A 16,647-nucleotide genomic window follows, 5' to 3' on the forward strand; every position below is an offset into this window, starting at 1 on the left:
CGGGCCCTCCCACGTACACGTACCTGACAGGCTCTAGTCCTCCAGGCCGATCTGGACCAGCGGCTTGCCCCGCTTGCGGGACACGAACGTGCCGCGCCCGGCCGGCATCGGCCGCGGCCTCAGCCCGCCCAGGAGGTCGCCCTCGGCCGGGTCACCCGCCAACAGCACGCCCTGCGCGCCGAGTTCCTTGATGCGCTGCATGAAGGCCTCGTAACCGGCGCGCCCCGCACCGGCCGTGGAGCGCGCGATGATGAAGCGCACGCCCACGTCACGGGCGAACGGCAGCAGCTCCGTCAGACCGGACAGCGGGTTCCCGCTCGACGTCGACACCAGGTCGTAGTCGTCGATGACGACGTACACCGTCGGGCCGCGCCACCAACTGCGGTCGCGCAACTGCTGGGCCGTGACCTCCGCGGTCGGGGTGCGCCGCTGCATCAGGTCCGCGAGCGCGTCCATGTGGTGCTGCATCTGGTTCGACATCGGGATGTACTCGGCCAGGTGCGACTTCGGCGTCACGTCGAGCAGCGAGCGGCGGTTGTCGACCACGAACAGCTTGCAGCTGTCGCCGCTGTAGCGCTGCGTGAGCTGCCGGATGAGCAGCTTCAGCAGGTTCGACTTGCCGGACTCGCTCTCGCCGAAGATCAGGAAGAACGGGTCCTGATCGAAGTCGACGAACACCGGCTCGAGGTTGTCCTCGTCCAGCGCGAAGGCGATGCCCCGCTCCGGGAAACGGTCGCCCGGCGGCAGCTGCTTCGCGGGGAACTCGCGCGGCAGCAGCCGCACCGCGGGGGCGCCCGGCGCGGTCCAGTGCCGGGTCACCTCGGCGGTCAGCGCGCTCGTCGCCTCCGCCAGATCCGTGTCCGACGACAGACCGTCGATCCGCGGCACCGCCGCCATGAAGTGCTGCTTCTGCGGTGTCTGACCACGACCGGGCACGCCCGTCGGCACGTTGGCCGCGACCTTGCGGTCGAACTCGGAGTCCATCGTGTCGCCGAGCCGCAGCTCCAGGCGGTTCATGAGGTGGTCCTTCATGTTCGCCCGGACCTCCATGGACCGCGACGCCGTCAGGATCACGTGGACGCCGTAACCCAGACCGCGCGCGGCGATGTCCAGGACGAGCGGCTCCAGCGCCTCGTAGTCGCTGCGGAAGTTGCCCCAGCCGTCGATGACCAGGAACACGTCGCCCCACGGCTGGTCGGTCATCGAGATGTCGCCCCGCGCGCGGCGGTTGCGGAAGTCGGCGATCGAGGCGATGCCCGCGGTACGGAAGTACTCCTCGCGCCGCGTCAGGACGCCGTAGACCTCGGCCGCCGTACGCCGCACCTTCTCGGGGTCGAGACGCGACGCCACCCCGCCTACATGCGGCAGACCGGCGATCGCCGCCATACCGCCGCCACCGAAGTCGAGTCCGTAGAACTGCACTTCCTGCGGCGTGTGCGTCAGCGCGAACGACGCGATCATCGAGCGCAGCAGCGTCGACTTGCCGGACTGCGGACCACCGAGGATCTGCATGTGACCGGCCGCGCCGCCGAAGTCGACCCACAGCGGATCACGCCGCTGCTCGTACGGCTTGTCGACAAGTCCTACGGGGATGACGAGGCGTCCCGCGCCCTCGTACCCGGGCTGCGTCAGACCGCGGCCCTGCACGGGGGCGAGACCGGGCAGCAGCGAGTCGAGCGACGGCGGGCTGTCCAGCGGCGGCAGCCACACCTGGTGCGCCGCGGGACCCTGCGCCTCCAGGCGCCGCACGATCACGTCGAGCACCGTGTCGGCGAGCGCGTCGTCCTTGTCGTCGCGCGCGGTCTCCTCGCGCTGCTGCGGCACCGGCGCGTACTGCACCGGAACCTCGGCGGCGGTGAACAACACCGGGCGCCGGTCCACCGGGAGCGGCCCACCGGGCGTCGTGACCTGCGCCGACGAACCCGTCCGGTACACGCCGGAGACGTACGCCGCCTTGAAGCGCACCATCTCGTCCGTGCCGTACTTGAGGAAGCCGGAACCCGGCACGTTCGGCAGCTCGTACGCGTCCGGGACGCCGAGCGCCGCCCGCGACTCGGCGGCCGAGAAGGTCCGCAGACCGATCCGGTAGGAGAGGTACGTCTCCAGGCCGCGCAGCCGGCCCTCCTCCAGACGCTGCGAGGCGAGCAGCAGATGCACACCGAGCGACCGGCCGATGCGGCCGATCTGCACGAACATCTCGATGAAGTCCGGCTTCGCCGTCAACAGCTCGGAGAACTCGTCGATCACCAGGACGAGTGACGGGATCGGCTGGAGCGGGGCACCGGCCGCGCGCGCCTTCTCGTAGTCGTGGATGTTCGCGTAGTTGCCCGCGTCGCGGAGCATCTCCTGGCGGCGGTTGAGCTCACCGCGGATGGAGTCACCCATACGGTCGACGAGCGTGAGGTCGTCCGCGAGGTTCGTGATCACGGCCGCGACGTGCGGCATCTGTGCCATGCCCGCGAACGTCGCACCGCCCTTGAAGTCCGCGAGCACGAAGTTCAGCGTCTCGGAGGAGTGCGTCACCGCGAGACCGAGCACGAGCGTGCGCAGCAGCTCCGACTTGCCGGAACCGGTGGCGCCGACGCACAGACCGTGCGGGCCCATGCCCTCCTGGGCGGCTTCCTTCAGGTCGAGCATGACGGGCCGGCCGTCGTCGCCGACACCGATCGGCACCCGAAGACGCTCGGCCTGCGAGCGCGGACGCCAGGTCCGCTTGGTGTCGACGCTCGCCGCGTCGCCCAGGTTCATCAGGTCGGTGAACTCTAGGTTCGCGAGCAGCGGCTCGTCGTCGCTGTCGCCGCCCGTCGCCATGCGCAGCGGAGCGAGCTGCCGCGCGAGCGCCTCGGCACCCTCGTAGGAGAGGACGTCCGGCGTGCCCTCGTAGACCATGCCGTGCGCCGACTCCAGGCGCAGCACCTTCGGGTGCACGACGACGGAGAGATCACCGCGGCCCGCGGCCAGGTCGCCGGGGACGACTTCGAGGACCGTCACGCCCTGGAGGCCTTCGGGGCTGGCGAGCAGGGACGTGGGCGGCAGGGAGACCCCGTCGAGGACGACCACCAGGTGCGGCTGCTCGGGGACCGGGGCGCCCCCGGGGTGGAAGCGCGGCCGGCCTTCGAGGCGCGCGGCGAGCAGGTCTTCGAGCTCCATCGGGTTCGTCGCGATCAGGCGGCGGGTGCCCGCGCCGTCCGTGGCGCCCTGCGCCTGCGTGTGGGGGAGCCACTTGGTCCACTCCCACTCGTGCGCCGACTCGCGCCCCGTGGCGACCGCGATGACGAGGTCCTCGGGGGAGTGCAGGGAGGCGAGGGAGGCGGCCAGCGCGCGGGCGGAGCCGCGCACGGTCGTCGGCTCCCCGCTCACGGACACGTGGTAGAAGGCGCGCAGCGACACCGCCATCGGCAGCTCTTCGAGGGTGCTGTGCGTGGCGAGGAAGCGCTGCATGGCGCCGGCGGTCAGCGGCTCCAGCTCGTCGACCGGGGCGGTCTGCGGCGGCACCAGGGGAGTGGCCAGACCCTGCGGACCGAGGCCCACCCGCACCTGCCCGAAGTCCTCGTCACCGGTGCGCCGCTCCCAGACGCGGCTGCCTTCGGCGACCAGCGCCCACAGTTGCTCGGGCGAAGGGTGCAGGTAGTACTGAGCGTCCCGCTGCTTCTTCGCTGTGCCCAGGGCCTCGCGCCGGGTCTGCGACAGATAGCGCAGGTAGTCGCGGCGCATGTCCGCCATCTGTCCTTGGTTGCCGCGGCGGTAGCGGACCAGCATCGCGATGCCCATCGCGATCGTGGACGCCACCATCACCATGCCCATGATCTTCATGAAGGGCTGGGCCTGCGGGTTGAAGAAGAACACCACGGAACCGCCCATGCCCAGCATGGGCAGGATCTGCATCAGGGCGCCCTCTTGCTGCCCGCGCGGAAGCTCCGGCGGCGGTTGCAGCACCACCTCTTCCGTGGGCACCTCGGACGGCAGTGCCCGAGGCGGGCGCTTGACGACGATGTGGCTCACTTAGCACCAATTCCCTTGCCGGACCGAGCTTTTCCGTCCGCCGCCCCGTGTCAGGCGGACGTCGATCGCGGTTCGCGATCCTACTGACAACTACGGACAACGGCGGGCGGTAGGGTGCCGGAGGTACGCGTGAGCAGTTGCGAATCCGCCCGGGAAAACCGGGCAATCCGCACGGTTCGGAACGTGCGCCTCCCCCGAACTCCCGGCGGAACAGCGCGTGTGACCGGCGTCGCGGAGCACGCGGCTCAACGTACACAGGATCTCTACAGAGCCTTCGGGCCAGAGCCTTCGGGAACAAGGGGGAACAGCAGGTGAGCATGACGGCCTCCGCGCCGGCCGGCCGCGCCGGCGGATCGGGCACCGGAGCCCCCGCAGGAGCGGGCACCGGCCTCGGTTTCTGCCGCGTCACGATCGTGGCGCCCGACAGCCGTATCGACGTGGCCCTGCCCGACGACGTACCGGTCGCCGACCTGTACCCCGAGATCCTGCGGCTCTCCCGGCAGAGCCCGGCCGAGGGCGCGCCCGTCGGCTACCACCTCGTACGGCGCGACGGCACGGTCCTCGACAGCGCCCGCTCGTTCGCGGCGCAGCGCATCCTGGACGGCGAGCTGCTCACGCTGCGCCCGTTCTCCGAGTCGCTGCCGCCCGCCGTCTTCGACGACGTCTCCGAGGCGGTGGCCTCCGCCGTCACGAAGGACCGCACCCTGTGGAGCGGTGACCTCACGCGCGCGGCCGGCCTCGTCGCCGCCGGCGTGCTGCCCGCCCTGATCGCCTTCGTGACCTGGAACTCCCAGTACACGACGGTGCGCATCCGGCACGACATGCACAGCCTCCAGGGCATCCTCGCCGCCGTCGCCGGCATCCTCCTGATCACTCTCGCGTGCGTTCGCGCGCGGGTCTACGACGACCGCGGCTCGGCCGTCGCCCTCGGCCTCGGCGCCCTGCCGAACGTCGCGGTGGCGGGCTCCGGCCTGCTGCCCCTCTCCGAGGGGCAGGGCATCGGCCGCCTCCAGTTCCTGCTCGCCTGCGCGGCCGTCCTGGTCGCCTCCGTCGTGCTCACCCTGGTGTCGCCGGGCGGTGACGGCCCCTTCGTGGCGTTCGTCCTCGCGTCCCTGATCGGCCTGATCACGACCTTCATCGCGATCCTCACGCACCTGAAGCCCATCGAGACGGCCGCCATCTGCGCCCCGCTCGCGGTCAGCGCGCTCGCCTTCCTGCCGGGCCTGTCCATGCGCTTCGCGCGGCTGCCCATCGGCTTCGAACCGCCCAACCCCGCGCGCGCGGGTTACGAGACGACCGCCGCCCCGGCCGACCCGCACGAGGCCGTCGACGCCGAGCGCGTCGCCGCCCAGGCCCGCCGCGGCCACGAGCTGCTCGTCGGCCTCGTCGGCGGCTGCGCCCTGGTCTCCGTGGGCGCCTCGATCGTGCTCGGCTTCTCCAGCAACGTATGGGGACAGCTGCTCGCCCTGGCCACCGGCATCGCGATGCTGATGCGCGCCCACCTGTTCCGCTACACGGCACAAGTAGGCGCCACGCTCGCCGCGGGCCTCGCCGCCCTCGTCTTCCTGGGCCTCGGTCTCGCGCTGCACCCGCCGCTCGACTACGTGACGGACGCCCTGAAGCAGGACACCACCGCGCTCGACATCCGTACGGTCTGGATCGTCGCCGCCATCGGCGCGGCCACCGCACTGGTCGCCGCGATCGGCCTGATCACCCCGCGGCGCGGCGTCACCCCGTTCTGGGGCCGCTTCCTGGAGATCGCCGAGACGTTCGTCCTGCTCACCCTGATCCCGCTGGCCCTCGCCGTCTTCGACGTCTACGCGTCGGCCCGTGCGATGACCAGCTGAGGGGTCCGGTCGGGGGCGTGGCCGACGGCTGGTACGCTGTGTGACGGCCGTGTGTGTACGCGCCTCCGGGTTTACCTGGGGACAGCGCCCAGCGAGCCCCGCCTCCCGAGTTACGGAAGATCCCCTGAGATTGAGACCAGGGGCACTCGGTGGCCACGAAGAATCTACGAGGAGTACGCGTGTCTCTCGACGCCGCTACGAAGAAGCAGATCATCGCCGAGTTCGGCCAGAAGGAGGGCGACACCGGCTCCCCCGAGGTCCAGGTCGCCATGCTCTCCCGCCGTATCTCGGACCTGACCGAGCACCTCAAGACGCACAAGCACGACCACCACTCGCGTCGTGGTCTGCTGATCCTGGTCGGCCAGCGTCGCCGCCTGCTGCAGTACCTGGCCAAGAAGGACATCGCGCGCTTCCGTGTCCTGGTCGAGCGCCTCGGCATCCGCCGCGGTGCGGCCGGCGCCCGCTAAGACGGCATGAAGGGGAGCGGTTCCCACTTGAGGGGGCCGCTCCTTTTGCTGTACGTGCGCACTGTCACACAGGCTTTGTAGTCTGGTGGCGTACGCGTACGACGTACGAGTACGAGGAGAAGCGCACTCGCGCCGCCGCCGGTCCTCGGTAGTGGCCCCCGGAGACGCAAGAGGATCCCCGGGTGCTTCGATCGAAGACCGGCCCGCACCCAGCGCGCTTCTCCGTTCCGTCCGACTGCCACACGGGCAGCTCCGGACAAAAGACGAAACAGACGAAAGTAACGGAGAAAACGCTAGTGGAGAACGAGACCCACTACGCCGAGGCCGTCATTGACAACGGCTCCTTCGGCACCCGCACCATCCGCTTCGAGACGGGCCGTCTGGCCCGCCAGGCCGCCGGCTCCGCCGTCGCCTACCTCGACGACGACACCATGGTGCTCTCGGCCACCTCGGCCTCGAAGAACCCCAAGGACAACCTCGACTTCTTCCCCCTGACGGTGGACGTCGAGGAGCGGATGTACGCCGCCGGCAAGATCCCCGGCAGCTTCTTCCGCCGTGAGGGCCGGCCCTCCGAGGACGCGATCCTCACCTGCCGCCTCATCGACCGCCCGCTGCGCCCGTCCTTCAAGAAGGGCCTGCGCAACGAGATCCAGGTCGTCGCCACGATCATGGCGCTCAACCCCGACCACCTGTACGACGTCGTGGCGATCAACGCCGCGTCCGCGTCGACGCAGCTGGCCGGTCTGCCCTTCTCCGGCCCGGTCGGCGGCGTCCGCGTCGCGCTGATCAACGGCCAGTGGGTCGCGTTCCCGACGCACACCGAGCTCGAGGACGCCGTCTTCGACATGGTCGTCGCCGGTCGCGTCCTGGAGGACGGCGACGTCGCGATCATGATGGTCGAGGCCGAGGCCACCGAGAAGACCATCCAGCTGGTCCAGGGCGGCGCCGAGGCGCCGACCGAGGAGGTCGTCGCCGCCGGTCTCGACGCCGCGAAGCCCTTCATCAAGGTCCTCTGCAAGGCCCAGTCGGACCTCGCCGCGAAGGCCGCCAAGCCGACCGCCGAGTTCCCGATCTTCCTGGACTACCAGGACGACGTGCTCGAGGCCCTGACCGCCGCGGTCAAGTCCGAGCTCTCCGCCGCCCTGACCATCCCGGGCAAGCAGGACCGCGAGGCCGAGCTGGACCGCGTCAAGGGTCTGGCCGCCGAGAAGCTGCTCCCGCAGTTCGAGGGCCGCGAGAAGGAGATCTCCGCCGCGTACCGTTCGCTGACCAAGTCCCTGGTCCGCGAGCGCGTCATCAAGGAGAAGAAGCGCATCGACGGCCGCGGTGTCACCGACATCCGCACCCTGGCCGCCGAGGTCGAGGCCATCCCGCGCGTGCACGGCTCCGCCCTGTTCGAGCGCGGCGAGACCCAGATCCTGGGCGTCACCACGCTGAACATGCTGCGCATGGAGCAGCAGCTGGACACCCTCTCCCCGGTGACCCGCAAGCGCTACATGCACAACTACAACTTCCCGCCGTACTCCGTCGGTGAGACGGGCCGCGTCGGCTCCCCGAAGCGCCGCGAGATCGGCCACGGCGCGCTCGCCGAGCGCGCGATCGTGCCGGTCCTCCCGACGCGCGAGGAGTTCCCCTACGCGATCCGCCAGGTCTCCGAGGCGCTGGGCTCCAACGGCTCGACGTCCATGGGCTCGGTCTGCGCCTCCACCATGTCGCTGCTGAACGCCGGTGTGCCGCTGAAGGCCCCCGTCGCCGGTATCGCCATGGGCCTGATCTCCCAGGAGATCAAGGGCGAGACGCACTACGTCGCCCTCACCGACATCCTCGGTGCCGAGGACGCCTTCGGTGACATGGACTTCAAGGTCGCCGGCACCAAGGAGTTCGTGACGGCGCTCCAGCTCGACACGAAGCTCGACGGCATCCCGGCCTCCGTCCTGGCCGCCGCCCTCAAGCAGGCCCGTGACGCCCGCCTCCACATCCTCGACGTGATGATGGAAGCGATCGACGTCCCGGACGAGATGTCCCCGAACGCCCCGCGGATCATCACCGTCAAGATCCCCGTGGACAAGATCGGTGAGGTCATCGGCCCCAAGGGCAAGATGATCAACCAGATCCAGGAGGACACCGGCGCCGACATCACGATCGAGGACGACGGCACCATCTACATCGGTGCCGCGCAGGGCTCGCAGGCCGAGGCCGCCCGCGCCACGATCAACGGCATCGCCAACCCGACCATGCCGGAGGTCGGCGAGCGCTACCTGGGCACCGTCGTGAAGACGACGACCTTCGGCGCGTTCGTCTCGCTCATGCCGGGCAAGGACGGTCTGCTGCACATCTCGCAGATCCGCAAGCTCGCCGGCGGCAAGCGCGTGGAGAACGTCGAGGACGTCGTCGGCGTGGGCCAGAAGGTCCAGGTCGAGATCGCCGAGATCGACTCCCGCGGCAAGCTCTCCCTGATCCCCGTGATCGAGGGCGAAGAGGGCGACGACACGAAGGACGACACCGACAAGTGACGTCCCGTAGCACCAAGGCGACGGCCCGCACCTCCTCGGAGGCGCGGGCCGTCGCCCGTACCCAAACCCTGATCAAGGGCGAGAACGGCATCGGTACGGTCCGCAGGACCACGCTCCCTAGCGGCCTGCGCATCGTCACCGAGACCCTCCCCTCCGTCCGCTCGGCCACCTTCGGCATCTGGGCGCACGTGGGCTCGCGCGACGAGACCCCGACGCTGAACGGGGCGACGCACTACCTGGAGCACCTCCTCTTCAAGGGCACCAAGAAGCGCAGCGCCCTCGACATCTCCGCCGCGCTCGACGCGGTGGGCGGCGAGATGAACGCCTTCACGGCGAAGGAGTACACGTGCTACTACGCGCGCGTGCTCGACACCGACCTGCCGCTCGCCATAGACGTCGTCTGCGACATGCTCACGGGCTCCCTCATCGAGGAGGAGGACGTCGACGCGGAGCGCGGCGTGATCCTCGAAGAGATCGCGATGACCGAGGACGACCCGGGCGACTGCGTGCACGACCTGTTCGCGCACACGATGCTCGGCGACACCCCGCTGGGCCGCCCGGTCCTCGGCACGGTCGACACGATCAACTCGCTGACCCGCGGTCAGATCTCGCGCTTCTACAAGAAGCACTACGACCCGACCCACCTCGTCGTCGCCGCGGCCGGCAACGTCGACCACAACACGGTCGTACGCCAGGTCCGCGCCGCCTTCGAGAAGTCGGGCGCCCTGAGCGCCGTCGCGGCCCCCGTCGGTCCCCGCGGCGGCCTGAAGGCCCTGCGCGCCGCGGGCCGCATGGAGGTCATCGACCGCAAGACCGAGCAGGCCCACGTCATCCTCGGCATGCCGGGCCTGTCCCGCACCGACGAGCGCCGCTGGGCCATGGGCGTGCTCAACACGGCACTCGGCGGAGGCATGTCCTCCCGCCTCTTCCAGGAGGTCCGCGAGAAGCGCGGCCTGGCCTACAGCGTGTACTCGTACACCTCGGGCTTCGCCGACTGCGGCCTGTTCGGCGTGTACGCGGGCTGCCGCCCGAGCCAGGTGCACGACGTCCTGAAGATCTGCCGCGACGAGCTCGACCAGGTCGCGCGCGACGGCCTCACGGACGACGAGATCGCCCGCGCCGTCGGCCAGCTCAAGGGCTCCACGGTCCTCGGCCTGGAGGACACCGGCGCGCTCATGAACCGCATCGGCAAGAGCGAGCTGTGCTGGGGCGAGCAGATGTCGGTCGACGACATGCTCGAGCGCATCACCGCGGTGACCCCGGACGAGGTGCGCGCCGTCGCACGCGACATCCTGGGACAGCGCCCGTCCCTGTCGGTCATCGGCCCGCTCAAGGACAAGCAGGCCTCGCGCCTGCACGAAGCGGTCGCGTAACCCTTCAGTACGCACGTAAGGATCAGGGAGAACATGAGCAAGCTGCGCGTGGCCGTCCTCGGAGCCAGGGGCCGCATCGGTTCCGAGGCCGTACGGGCCGTCGAGGCCGCCGAGGACATGGAGCTGGTCGCCGCCCTCGGCCGCGGCGACAAGCTGGACACGCTCGTCGAGTCCGGCGCCCAGGTCGCGGTCGAACTGACCACGCCCGACTCGGTGATGGAGAACCTGGAGTTCTGCACGGGCCACGGCATCCACGCGGTCGTCGGCACGACCGGCTGGACGGAGGACCGTCTCGCGCAGCTCGAGCAGTGGCTGGCGGCCTCCCCGCAGACCGGCGTCCTGATCGCGCCCAACTTCTCCATCGGCGCGGTCCTCACCATGAAGTTCGCCGAGGTGGCGGCCCCGTACTTCGAGTCTGTCGAGGTCATCGAGCTGCACCACCCGAAGAAGGTCGACGCCCCCTCGGGCACCGCCGCCCGCACGGCGCAGCTCATCGCCGCCGCCCGCGAGAAGGCGGGCAGCGCGCCGCAGCCGGACGCGACGGCGACGGCGCTCGACGGCGCCCGCGGCGCGGACGTCGACGGCATCCCGGTGCACTCGGTCCGCCTGCGCGGCCTCCTGGCCCACCAGGAGGTGCTGCTCGGCGGCGAGGGCGAGACGCTGACCATCCGCCACGACTCGCTGCACCACAGCAGCTTCATGCCGGGCATCCTGCTCGGCGCCCGCAAGGTCACGACGACCCCCGGCCTCACCTTCGGCCTGGAACACTTCCTCGACCTGAACGGCTGACCTGCTGCGATGCGCGCCAAAATCACCTACGCCGTCACGGCCGCCGTCCTGGTCGTCTACTTCGTCCTGGCCGGCGACCGCGGCATCATGCTCCTCCAGCAGGGCACCGCGCTGACCATCACCTTCGGGATCGCGGTGCTGATCCTGCCGGTGATCGGAGTGTGGTTCCTGTGGGCGAACACCCAGTTCGTCCGCAAGGCCAACCGCCTGGCCGAACTCCTGGACGCCGAGGGCGGACTCCCCGTCGATGAGCTGCGCCGTGACGAGCACGGCCGGATCGACCGCGACTCGGCCGACGAGATCTTCGCCCGGCGCAAGGCCGAGACCGAGGACACCCCGGGCGACTGGCGCTGCTGGTTCCGCCTCGCGGTCGCCTACCGGGACGCGCGGGACACGCCCCGCGCGCGGAAGGCGATGCAGCGCGCGATCGCCCTCCACGAAGGACGCCCGGCGGGCATCTGACCCGTACGACGAAGGGGCCGCACCGACGCGACGTCGGTGCGGCCCCTTCGTGCTGAGCAGGTGTCAGCGCTGCGGGCTGTACTCCTCGGTCCACACCTCGATCGCGTCCGAGGCCCGGTCGAACGCGGTGGCCCGGCCGAGGAAGTCTCCGTTGTGGCTGGTGAGCAGCGTCAGCTGATCACCCTGCCGGTCACGCCGTACGAGGACCAGGGCCTGCCCCTGGACGGCGCGGGGCAGCCCGAGCCAGCGCACCGGCTGCTGCACCGTGCGCGCGGTCACGACCTGCGCCCAGGGCGTCGTACGGGTCTGGAAGAAGCCGACATGACGCAGTCCGCGCGCGCTCACCCAGGTGCCCATCCGCAGCAGGCGCAGCGCCGCCGCGATGACGAACACCGCGAGCACGCCGCAGACCGTCGCGGAGGCCGTGTCACCGGCGACCGCGATGATCACCGAGGCGAACAGCACGTAGGACGCCAGCAGAAGCAGCAGCGCGGCCGCGCCCACCCGGTACGGGCCCGGGCGGTAGGGGCGGCGCCACTGATCGCGGTCGTCGAACGGCAGCGCGGTGTCCGCGGCCTCGTCAAAAGCACGGTCGGCCGTCAGGAAGGGCAGGGGCACGACTGGTCCTCACTCGATCCATGCTGCATGGGGGCTGTGCCCGGTGAGGCTACCCAGGCGCGCTCCGGCCTTCCACCCCAGGGGGTCCGGACGAGTCAGATCCCGGTCAACGCCCGTCGGAGGCTTCGGACTGCTGGGTGTGCGCGGGTGACTGGTCTGCCGAAAGTGCCGGCATCCCGAACAGCAGGGAACCCACGAGCCCGGCGACCACGGTCAGCCCCACGAGGGTGCGACCGGCTATCTGCCCCACGGAGGGGCGCTCGCGCTCGGGCGGTGTGACGTTACTGCGGAACTTGTCGGCTTCGGCGATGAAGGCGAACGGTACGGGCTCGCGCCGACGAAACATGGGCGGTGCTTCTCCTCAAGGGGTTCGAACGAAGTGTGTTCATCTACACAGACGCTCGACTGCCCCAAAAGGTGCCACCTTTCACCCAAAAACACAGAAGTTTTTCGTCTTCGCCAGGGAACGTCGCGAGAAGCGGCCGAATGCCCCGTTGTCAGTGGCGGCCCGTAGAGTGGGCGCCGCCCGAGCGACGTGATGGGAAGGACCCCCCAAGCCGTGACCGAAACCCCTGCTGAAGACCTCAAGCCGACGTTCCGAGGCGACGTCTCGGTGGAGCTCGTCAAGCACACCGCGAGCGACACCGACGTGCTGTTCGCGGCCCGTGTCTCCACCGTAGGCGAGCAGTCCTTGGACGAGCTGTCCAAGGACCCCGCCCGCTCCAAGGGGCTCATCAACTACCTGATGCGCGACCGCCACGGCAGCCCCTTCGAGCACAACTCGATGACCTTCCTCATCAGCGCGCCGATCTTCGTCTTCCGCGAGTTCATGCGTCACCGCGTGGGCTGGTCGTACAACGAGGAATCGGGCCGCTACAGGGAGCTCGAGCCGGTCTTCTACGTCCCCGACGCCGCCCGCAAGCTGGTGCAGCAGGGCCGTCCGGGCAAGTACGAGTTCGTCGAAGGCACCCAGGCCCAGCAGGAGCTGACGGCCCGTTGCATGGAGGACTCCTACCGCCAGGCCTACGAGGCGTACCAGGAGATGCTGGCCGCGGGCGTGGCCCGCGAAGTGGCCCGCGCCGTGCTCCCGGTCGGCCTCTTCTCGTCGATGTACGCGACGTGCAACGCACGCTCGCTGATGCACTTCCTCGGCCTGCGCACCCAGCACGAGATGGCGAAGGTCCCGTCCTTCCCGCAGCGCGAGATCGAGATGGTCGGCGAGCAGATGGAGGCGGAGTGGGCCAAGCTCATGCCGCTCACGTACGCCGCGTTCAACGCCAACGGTCGCGTGGCGCCGTAGTTCCGGCTACGGCACAGATGTACGGATGAGTCGACCGAAGTGTCCGTATTGCGGCATTTCGGGAAGTTCATCTAGCCTGATCAAACGGACCCGGCACTGCTTGAACCCCCGAGCAGGCAGTGCCGGGCTCCTCCTTTGTCATGACTCGTCGTATCCCCCGAGGGGGGACCCGGTACTGAGCAGCGAGTAGCGTGTTACCCATGGCTCCGACCTCGACTCCGCAGACCCCCTTCGGGAGGGTCCTCACCGCCATGGTCACGCCCTTCACGGCGGACGGCGCACTCGACCTCGACGGCGCGCAGCGGCTCGCCGCCCACCTGGTGGACGCAGGCAACGACGGCCTGATCGTCAACGGCACCACCGGCGAGTCACCGACCACCAGTGACGCGGAGAAAGCGGATCTCGTACGAGCCATCGTGGAAGCGGTCGGCGACCGCGCCCACGTCGTCGCCGGCGTCGGCACGAACGACACGCGCCACAGCATCGAGCTCGCCCGCACCGCCCAGGAGGCGGGCGCCCACGGCCTGCTCACGGTGACGCCGTACTACAACAAGCCCCCGCAGGAGGGCCTGCTCCGCCACTTCACGGCGATCGCGGACGCGACCGAGCTGCCGGTGATGCTGTACGACATCCCCGGCCGCAGCGGCGTACCGATCAACACCGAGACGATCGTCCGGCTCGCCGAGCACCCCCGGATCGTCGCGAACAAGGACGCCAAGGGCGACCTCGGCCGCGCCAGCTGGGCCATCGCCCGCTCCGGCCTCGCCTGGTACTCCGGCGACGACATGCTCAACCTCCCCCTTCTGTCGGTCGGCGCCTGCGGCTTCGTCTCGGTCGTCGGCCATGTGGTCGCGCCCGAACTGCGCGCCATGCTCGACGCGTACGTCTCCGGAGACGTACACAAGGCGACAGAGATCCACCAGAAGCTGCTCCCCGTGTTCACGGGCATGTTCCGCACCCAGGGCGTCATCACCACCAAGGCCGCACTCGCCCTCCAGGGCCTCCCGGCCGGACCCCTGCGCCTGCCGCTCGTCGAACTGACCGCGGACGAAACCGCGCAGCTCAAGATCGATCTTGCCGCCGGCGGGGTACAGCTCTGACAACAGACTTGGCAAAGCTCCACAACTGAATCAACAGAACAGCAAGACCTGAGCACCACCAAAACAACAACTGCTACTGCACGAACGTCACGCGCGCCACGTGCCTACAGGTACGTGGCGTGTGTGGTGAGGAGAGTCTTTTGAGTCATCCGCATCCTGAACTCGGCGCCCCTCCGAAGCTCCCGAAGGGCGGCCTGCGGGTCACCCCGCTCGGCGGCCTCGGCGAGATCGGCCGCAACATGACCGTCTTCGAATTCGACGGCCGTCTGCTGATCGTCGACTGCGGAGTGCTCTTCCCCGAGGAGGAGCAGCCCGGAATCGACCTGATCCTGCCGGACTTCACGTCCATCAGGGACCGCCTCGACGACATCGAGGGCATCGTCCTGACGCACGGTCACGAGGACCACATCGGGGGTGTGCCGTACCTCCTCCGCGAGAAGCCGGACATCCCGCTGATCGGCTCCAAGCTGACCCTCGCGCTGATCGAGGCGAAGCTCCAGGAACACCGCATCCGCCCGTACACGCTTGAGGTGACCGAGGGCGACCGCGAGCGCCTGGGCCCCTTCGACTGCGAGTTCGTCGCGGTCAACCACTCCATCCCGGACGCGCTGGCCGTCGCCATCCGCACCCCGGCCGGCATGGTGGTCCACACCGGCGACTTCAAGATGGACCAGCTTCCGCTGGACCGCCGCCTCACGGACCTGCCGACCTTCGCGCGGCTCGGCGAGGAGGGCATGGACCTGCTCCTCTCCGACTCGACGAACGCCGAGGTCCCGGGCTTCGTCCCGCCCGAGCGTGACATCTCGAACGTGATCCGTGGCGTCTTCGCCAGCGCCCAGAAGCGCATCATCGTCGCGTCCTTCGCCAGCCACGTGCACCGCATCCAGCAGATCCTGGACGCCGCGCACGAGTACGGCCGCCGGGTCGCCTTCGTCGGCCGCTCGATGGTCCGCAACATGGGCATCGCCCGCGACCTCGGCTACCTGCGGGTCCCCGCCGGCCTCGTCGTGGACGTCAAGACGCTCGACGACCTCCCGGACAGCGAGGTCGTCCTGGTCTGCACCGGCTCGCAGGGCGAACCGATGGCCGCGCTGTCGCGCATGGCCAACCGCGACCACCAGATCCGGATCGTCTCCGGCGACACCGTGATCCTGGCGTCGTCCCTGATCCCCGGCAACGAGAACGCGGTGTACCGCGTGATCAACGGCCTGACCCGCTGGGGCGCCAACGTGGTCCACAAGGGCAACGCCAAGGTGCACGTCTCGGGCCACGCGTCCGCGGGCGAGCTCCTGTACTTCTACAACATCTGCAAGCCCAAGAACCTGATGCCGGTCCACGGCGAATGGCGCCACCTGCGCGCCAACGCCGAGCTCGGCGCCCTCACCGGCGTCCCGCACGACCGCATCGTGATCGCCGAGGACGGCGTCGTCGTCGACCTCGTCGAGGGCAAGGCCAAGATCGTCGGCAAGGTCCAGGCCGGTTATGTCTACGTGGACGGTCTCTCCGTCGGCGACGTCGGCGAGCCGGCGCTGAAGGACCGCAAGATCCTCGGGGACGAGGGCATCATCTCGGTCTTCGTGGTGATGGACTCCAGCACCGGAAAGATCACCAGCGGCCCGACGGTCCAGGCCCGTGGTTCCGGCATCGAGGACTCGGCGTTCAGCGCCGTCATCCCGAAGATCCAGGACGTCCTGGAGAAGTCGGCCCAGGACGGCGTGGTCGAGCCTCACCAGATGCAGCAGCTCATCCGCCGCACGCTGGGCAAGTGGGTCTCGGACACGTACCGCCGACGCCCGATGATCCTCCCCGTCGTCGTCGAGGTCTGACGCACGTCGGCAGCACGTAAGGAGCGGGGCGCCTCGATTTGCATCGAGGCGCCCCGCTCCAGTACGTTTACGTCTCCGCCCGAGGGGAAACCGGAGCACTCACGTGCACGGACCAACTCCCCGCCGAGGGCGGGAAATTCCGACTCAGAATCTCTGATAAAGTCGGAGCCGCCGGAAAGGAAACCGCGAAAGCGGAATTCCTGGAAAGCGGAGCAAAACCCCGAGGAAATCGGATCGGAAAGATCTGATAGAGTCGGAAACGCAAGACCGAAGGGAAGCGCCCGGAGGAAAGCCCGAGAGGGTGAGTACAAAGGAAGCGTCCGTTCCTTGAGAACTCAACAGCGTGCCAA

12 protein-coding genes are annotated in these 16,647 nt (G+C 69.4%); 9 read left to right on the forward strand and 3 right to left on the reverse strand.

What is annotated here, in order from left to right:
• Positions 1 to 33: 33 nt before the first annotated feature.
• Complete coding sequence (gene eccCa, locus AB0L37_RS33575; protein ID WP_365514206.1) at positions 34 to 4,002, reverse strand: type VII secretion protein EccCa; 3,969 nt, start codon at positions 4,000 to 4,002, stop codon at positions 34 to 36.
• Positions 4,003 to 4,319: 317 nt separating this feature from the next.
• Here eccCa and eccD point away from each other — a divergent pair, with 317 nt between their 5' ends.
• The 6 genes from eccD (at position 4,320) to AB0L37_RS33605 (ending at position 11,453) form a co-directional block, all read left to right on the forward strand.
• Positions 4,320 to 5,849 carry a type VII secretion integral membrane protein EccD gene (eccD, locus tag AB0L37_RS33580; protein ID WP_365514209.1) on the forward strand — a complete coding sequence of 510 codons (1,530 nt, stop codon included), beginning with the start codon at positions 4,320 to 4,322 and terminating at the stop codon, positions 5,847 to 5,849.
• A 179-nt stretch (positions 5,850 to 6,028) separates the two neighbouring features.
• Positions 6,029 to 6,316 (forward strand): 30S ribosomal protein S15, encoded by a 288-nt coding sequence (rpsO, locus tag AB0L37_RS33585; protein WP_338701189.1) that lies wholly within the window; start codon positions 6,029 to 6,031, stop codon positions 6,314 to 6,316.
• A 296-nt stretch (positions 6,317 to 6,612) separates the two neighbouring features.
• On the forward strand, positions 6,613 to 8,829 hold the full coding sequence (locus tag AB0L37_RS33590; RefSeq protein ID WP_365514212.1) for a polyribonucleotide nucleotidyltransferase: 2,217 nt from the start codon (positions 6,613 to 6,615) through the stop codon (positions 8,827 to 8,829).
• Positions 8,826 to 10,202, forward strand: coding sequence for a pitrilysin family protein (locus AB0L37_RS33595; protein WP_365514215.1), 1,377 nt, complete (start codon positions 8,826 to 8,828; stop codon positions 10,200 to 10,202). Before AB0L37_RS33590 ends, AB0L37_RS33595 begins: the two co-directional genes overlap by 4 nt.
• 33 nt (positions 10,203 to 10,235) lie before the next feature.
• Positions 10,236 to 10,991, forward strand: a complete 756-nt coding sequence (gene dapB / locus AB0L37_RS33600) for a 4-hydroxy-tetrahydrodipicolinate reductase (RefSeq protein ID WP_365514218.1) — start codon at positions 10,236 to 10,238, stop codon at positions 10,989 to 10,991.
• A gap of 9 nt (positions 10,992 to 11,000) precedes the next feature.
• Positions 11,001 to 11,453 (forward strand): hypothetical protein, encoded by a 453-nt coding sequence (locus tag AB0L37_RS33605; RefSeq protein WP_365514221.1) that lies wholly within the window; start codon positions 11,001 to 11,003, stop codon positions 11,451 to 11,453.
• A gap of 63 nt (positions 11,454 to 11,516) precedes the next feature.
• Here AB0L37_RS33605 and AB0L37_RS33610 read toward each other — a convergent pair whose 3' ends face one another.
• Positions 11,517 to 12,071, reverse strand: a complete 555-nt coding sequence (locus AB0L37_RS33610; RefSeq protein ID WP_365514224.1) for a hypothetical protein — start codon at positions 12,069 to 12,071, stop codon at positions 11,517 to 11,519.
• Positions 12,072 to 12,177: 106 nt separating this feature from the next.
• Entirely contained in the window at positions 12,178 to 12,417 is a 240-nt protein-coding gene (locus tag AB0L37_RS33615) for a hypothetical protein (protein WP_365514227.1), read from the reverse strand.
• Between the two features lie 213 nt (positions 12,418 to 12,630).
• Here AB0L37_RS33615 and thyX point away from each other — a divergent pair, with 213 nt between their 5' ends.
• From thyX to AB0L37_RS33630, 3 genes are all read left to right on the forward strand, one after another.
• The gene (thyX, locus tag AB0L37_RS33620; RefSeq protein ID WP_365514230.1) at positions 12,631 to 13,371 is read left to right on the forward strand and encodes an FAD-dependent thymidylate synthase; all 741 of its coding nucleotides are present in this window, start codon (positions 12,631 to 12,633) and stop codon (positions 13,369 to 13,371) included.
• Between the two features lie 200 nt (positions 13,372 to 13,571).
• Positions 13,572 to 14,471, forward strand: a complete 900-nt coding sequence (gene dapA, locus AB0L37_RS33625; RefSeq protein WP_365514233.1) for a 4-hydroxy-tetrahydrodipicolinate synthase — start codon at positions 13,572 to 13,574, stop codon at positions 14,469 to 14,471.
• A gap of 140 nt (positions 14,472 to 14,611) precedes the next feature.
• Positions 14,612 to 16,297, forward strand: coding sequence for a ribonuclease J (locus tag AB0L37_RS33630; RefSeq protein WP_365514235.1), 1,686 nt, complete (start codon positions 14,612 to 14,614; stop codon positions 16,295 to 16,297).
• Positions 16,298 to 16,647 lie beyond the last annotated feature (350 nt).

The sequence above is a fragment of the Streptomyces sp. NPDC052225 genome (assembly GCF_040679615.1).
In the GTDB taxonomy this organism is placed as follows: Bacteria; Actinomycetota; Actinomycetes; order Streptomycetales; family Streptomycetaceae; genus Streptomyces.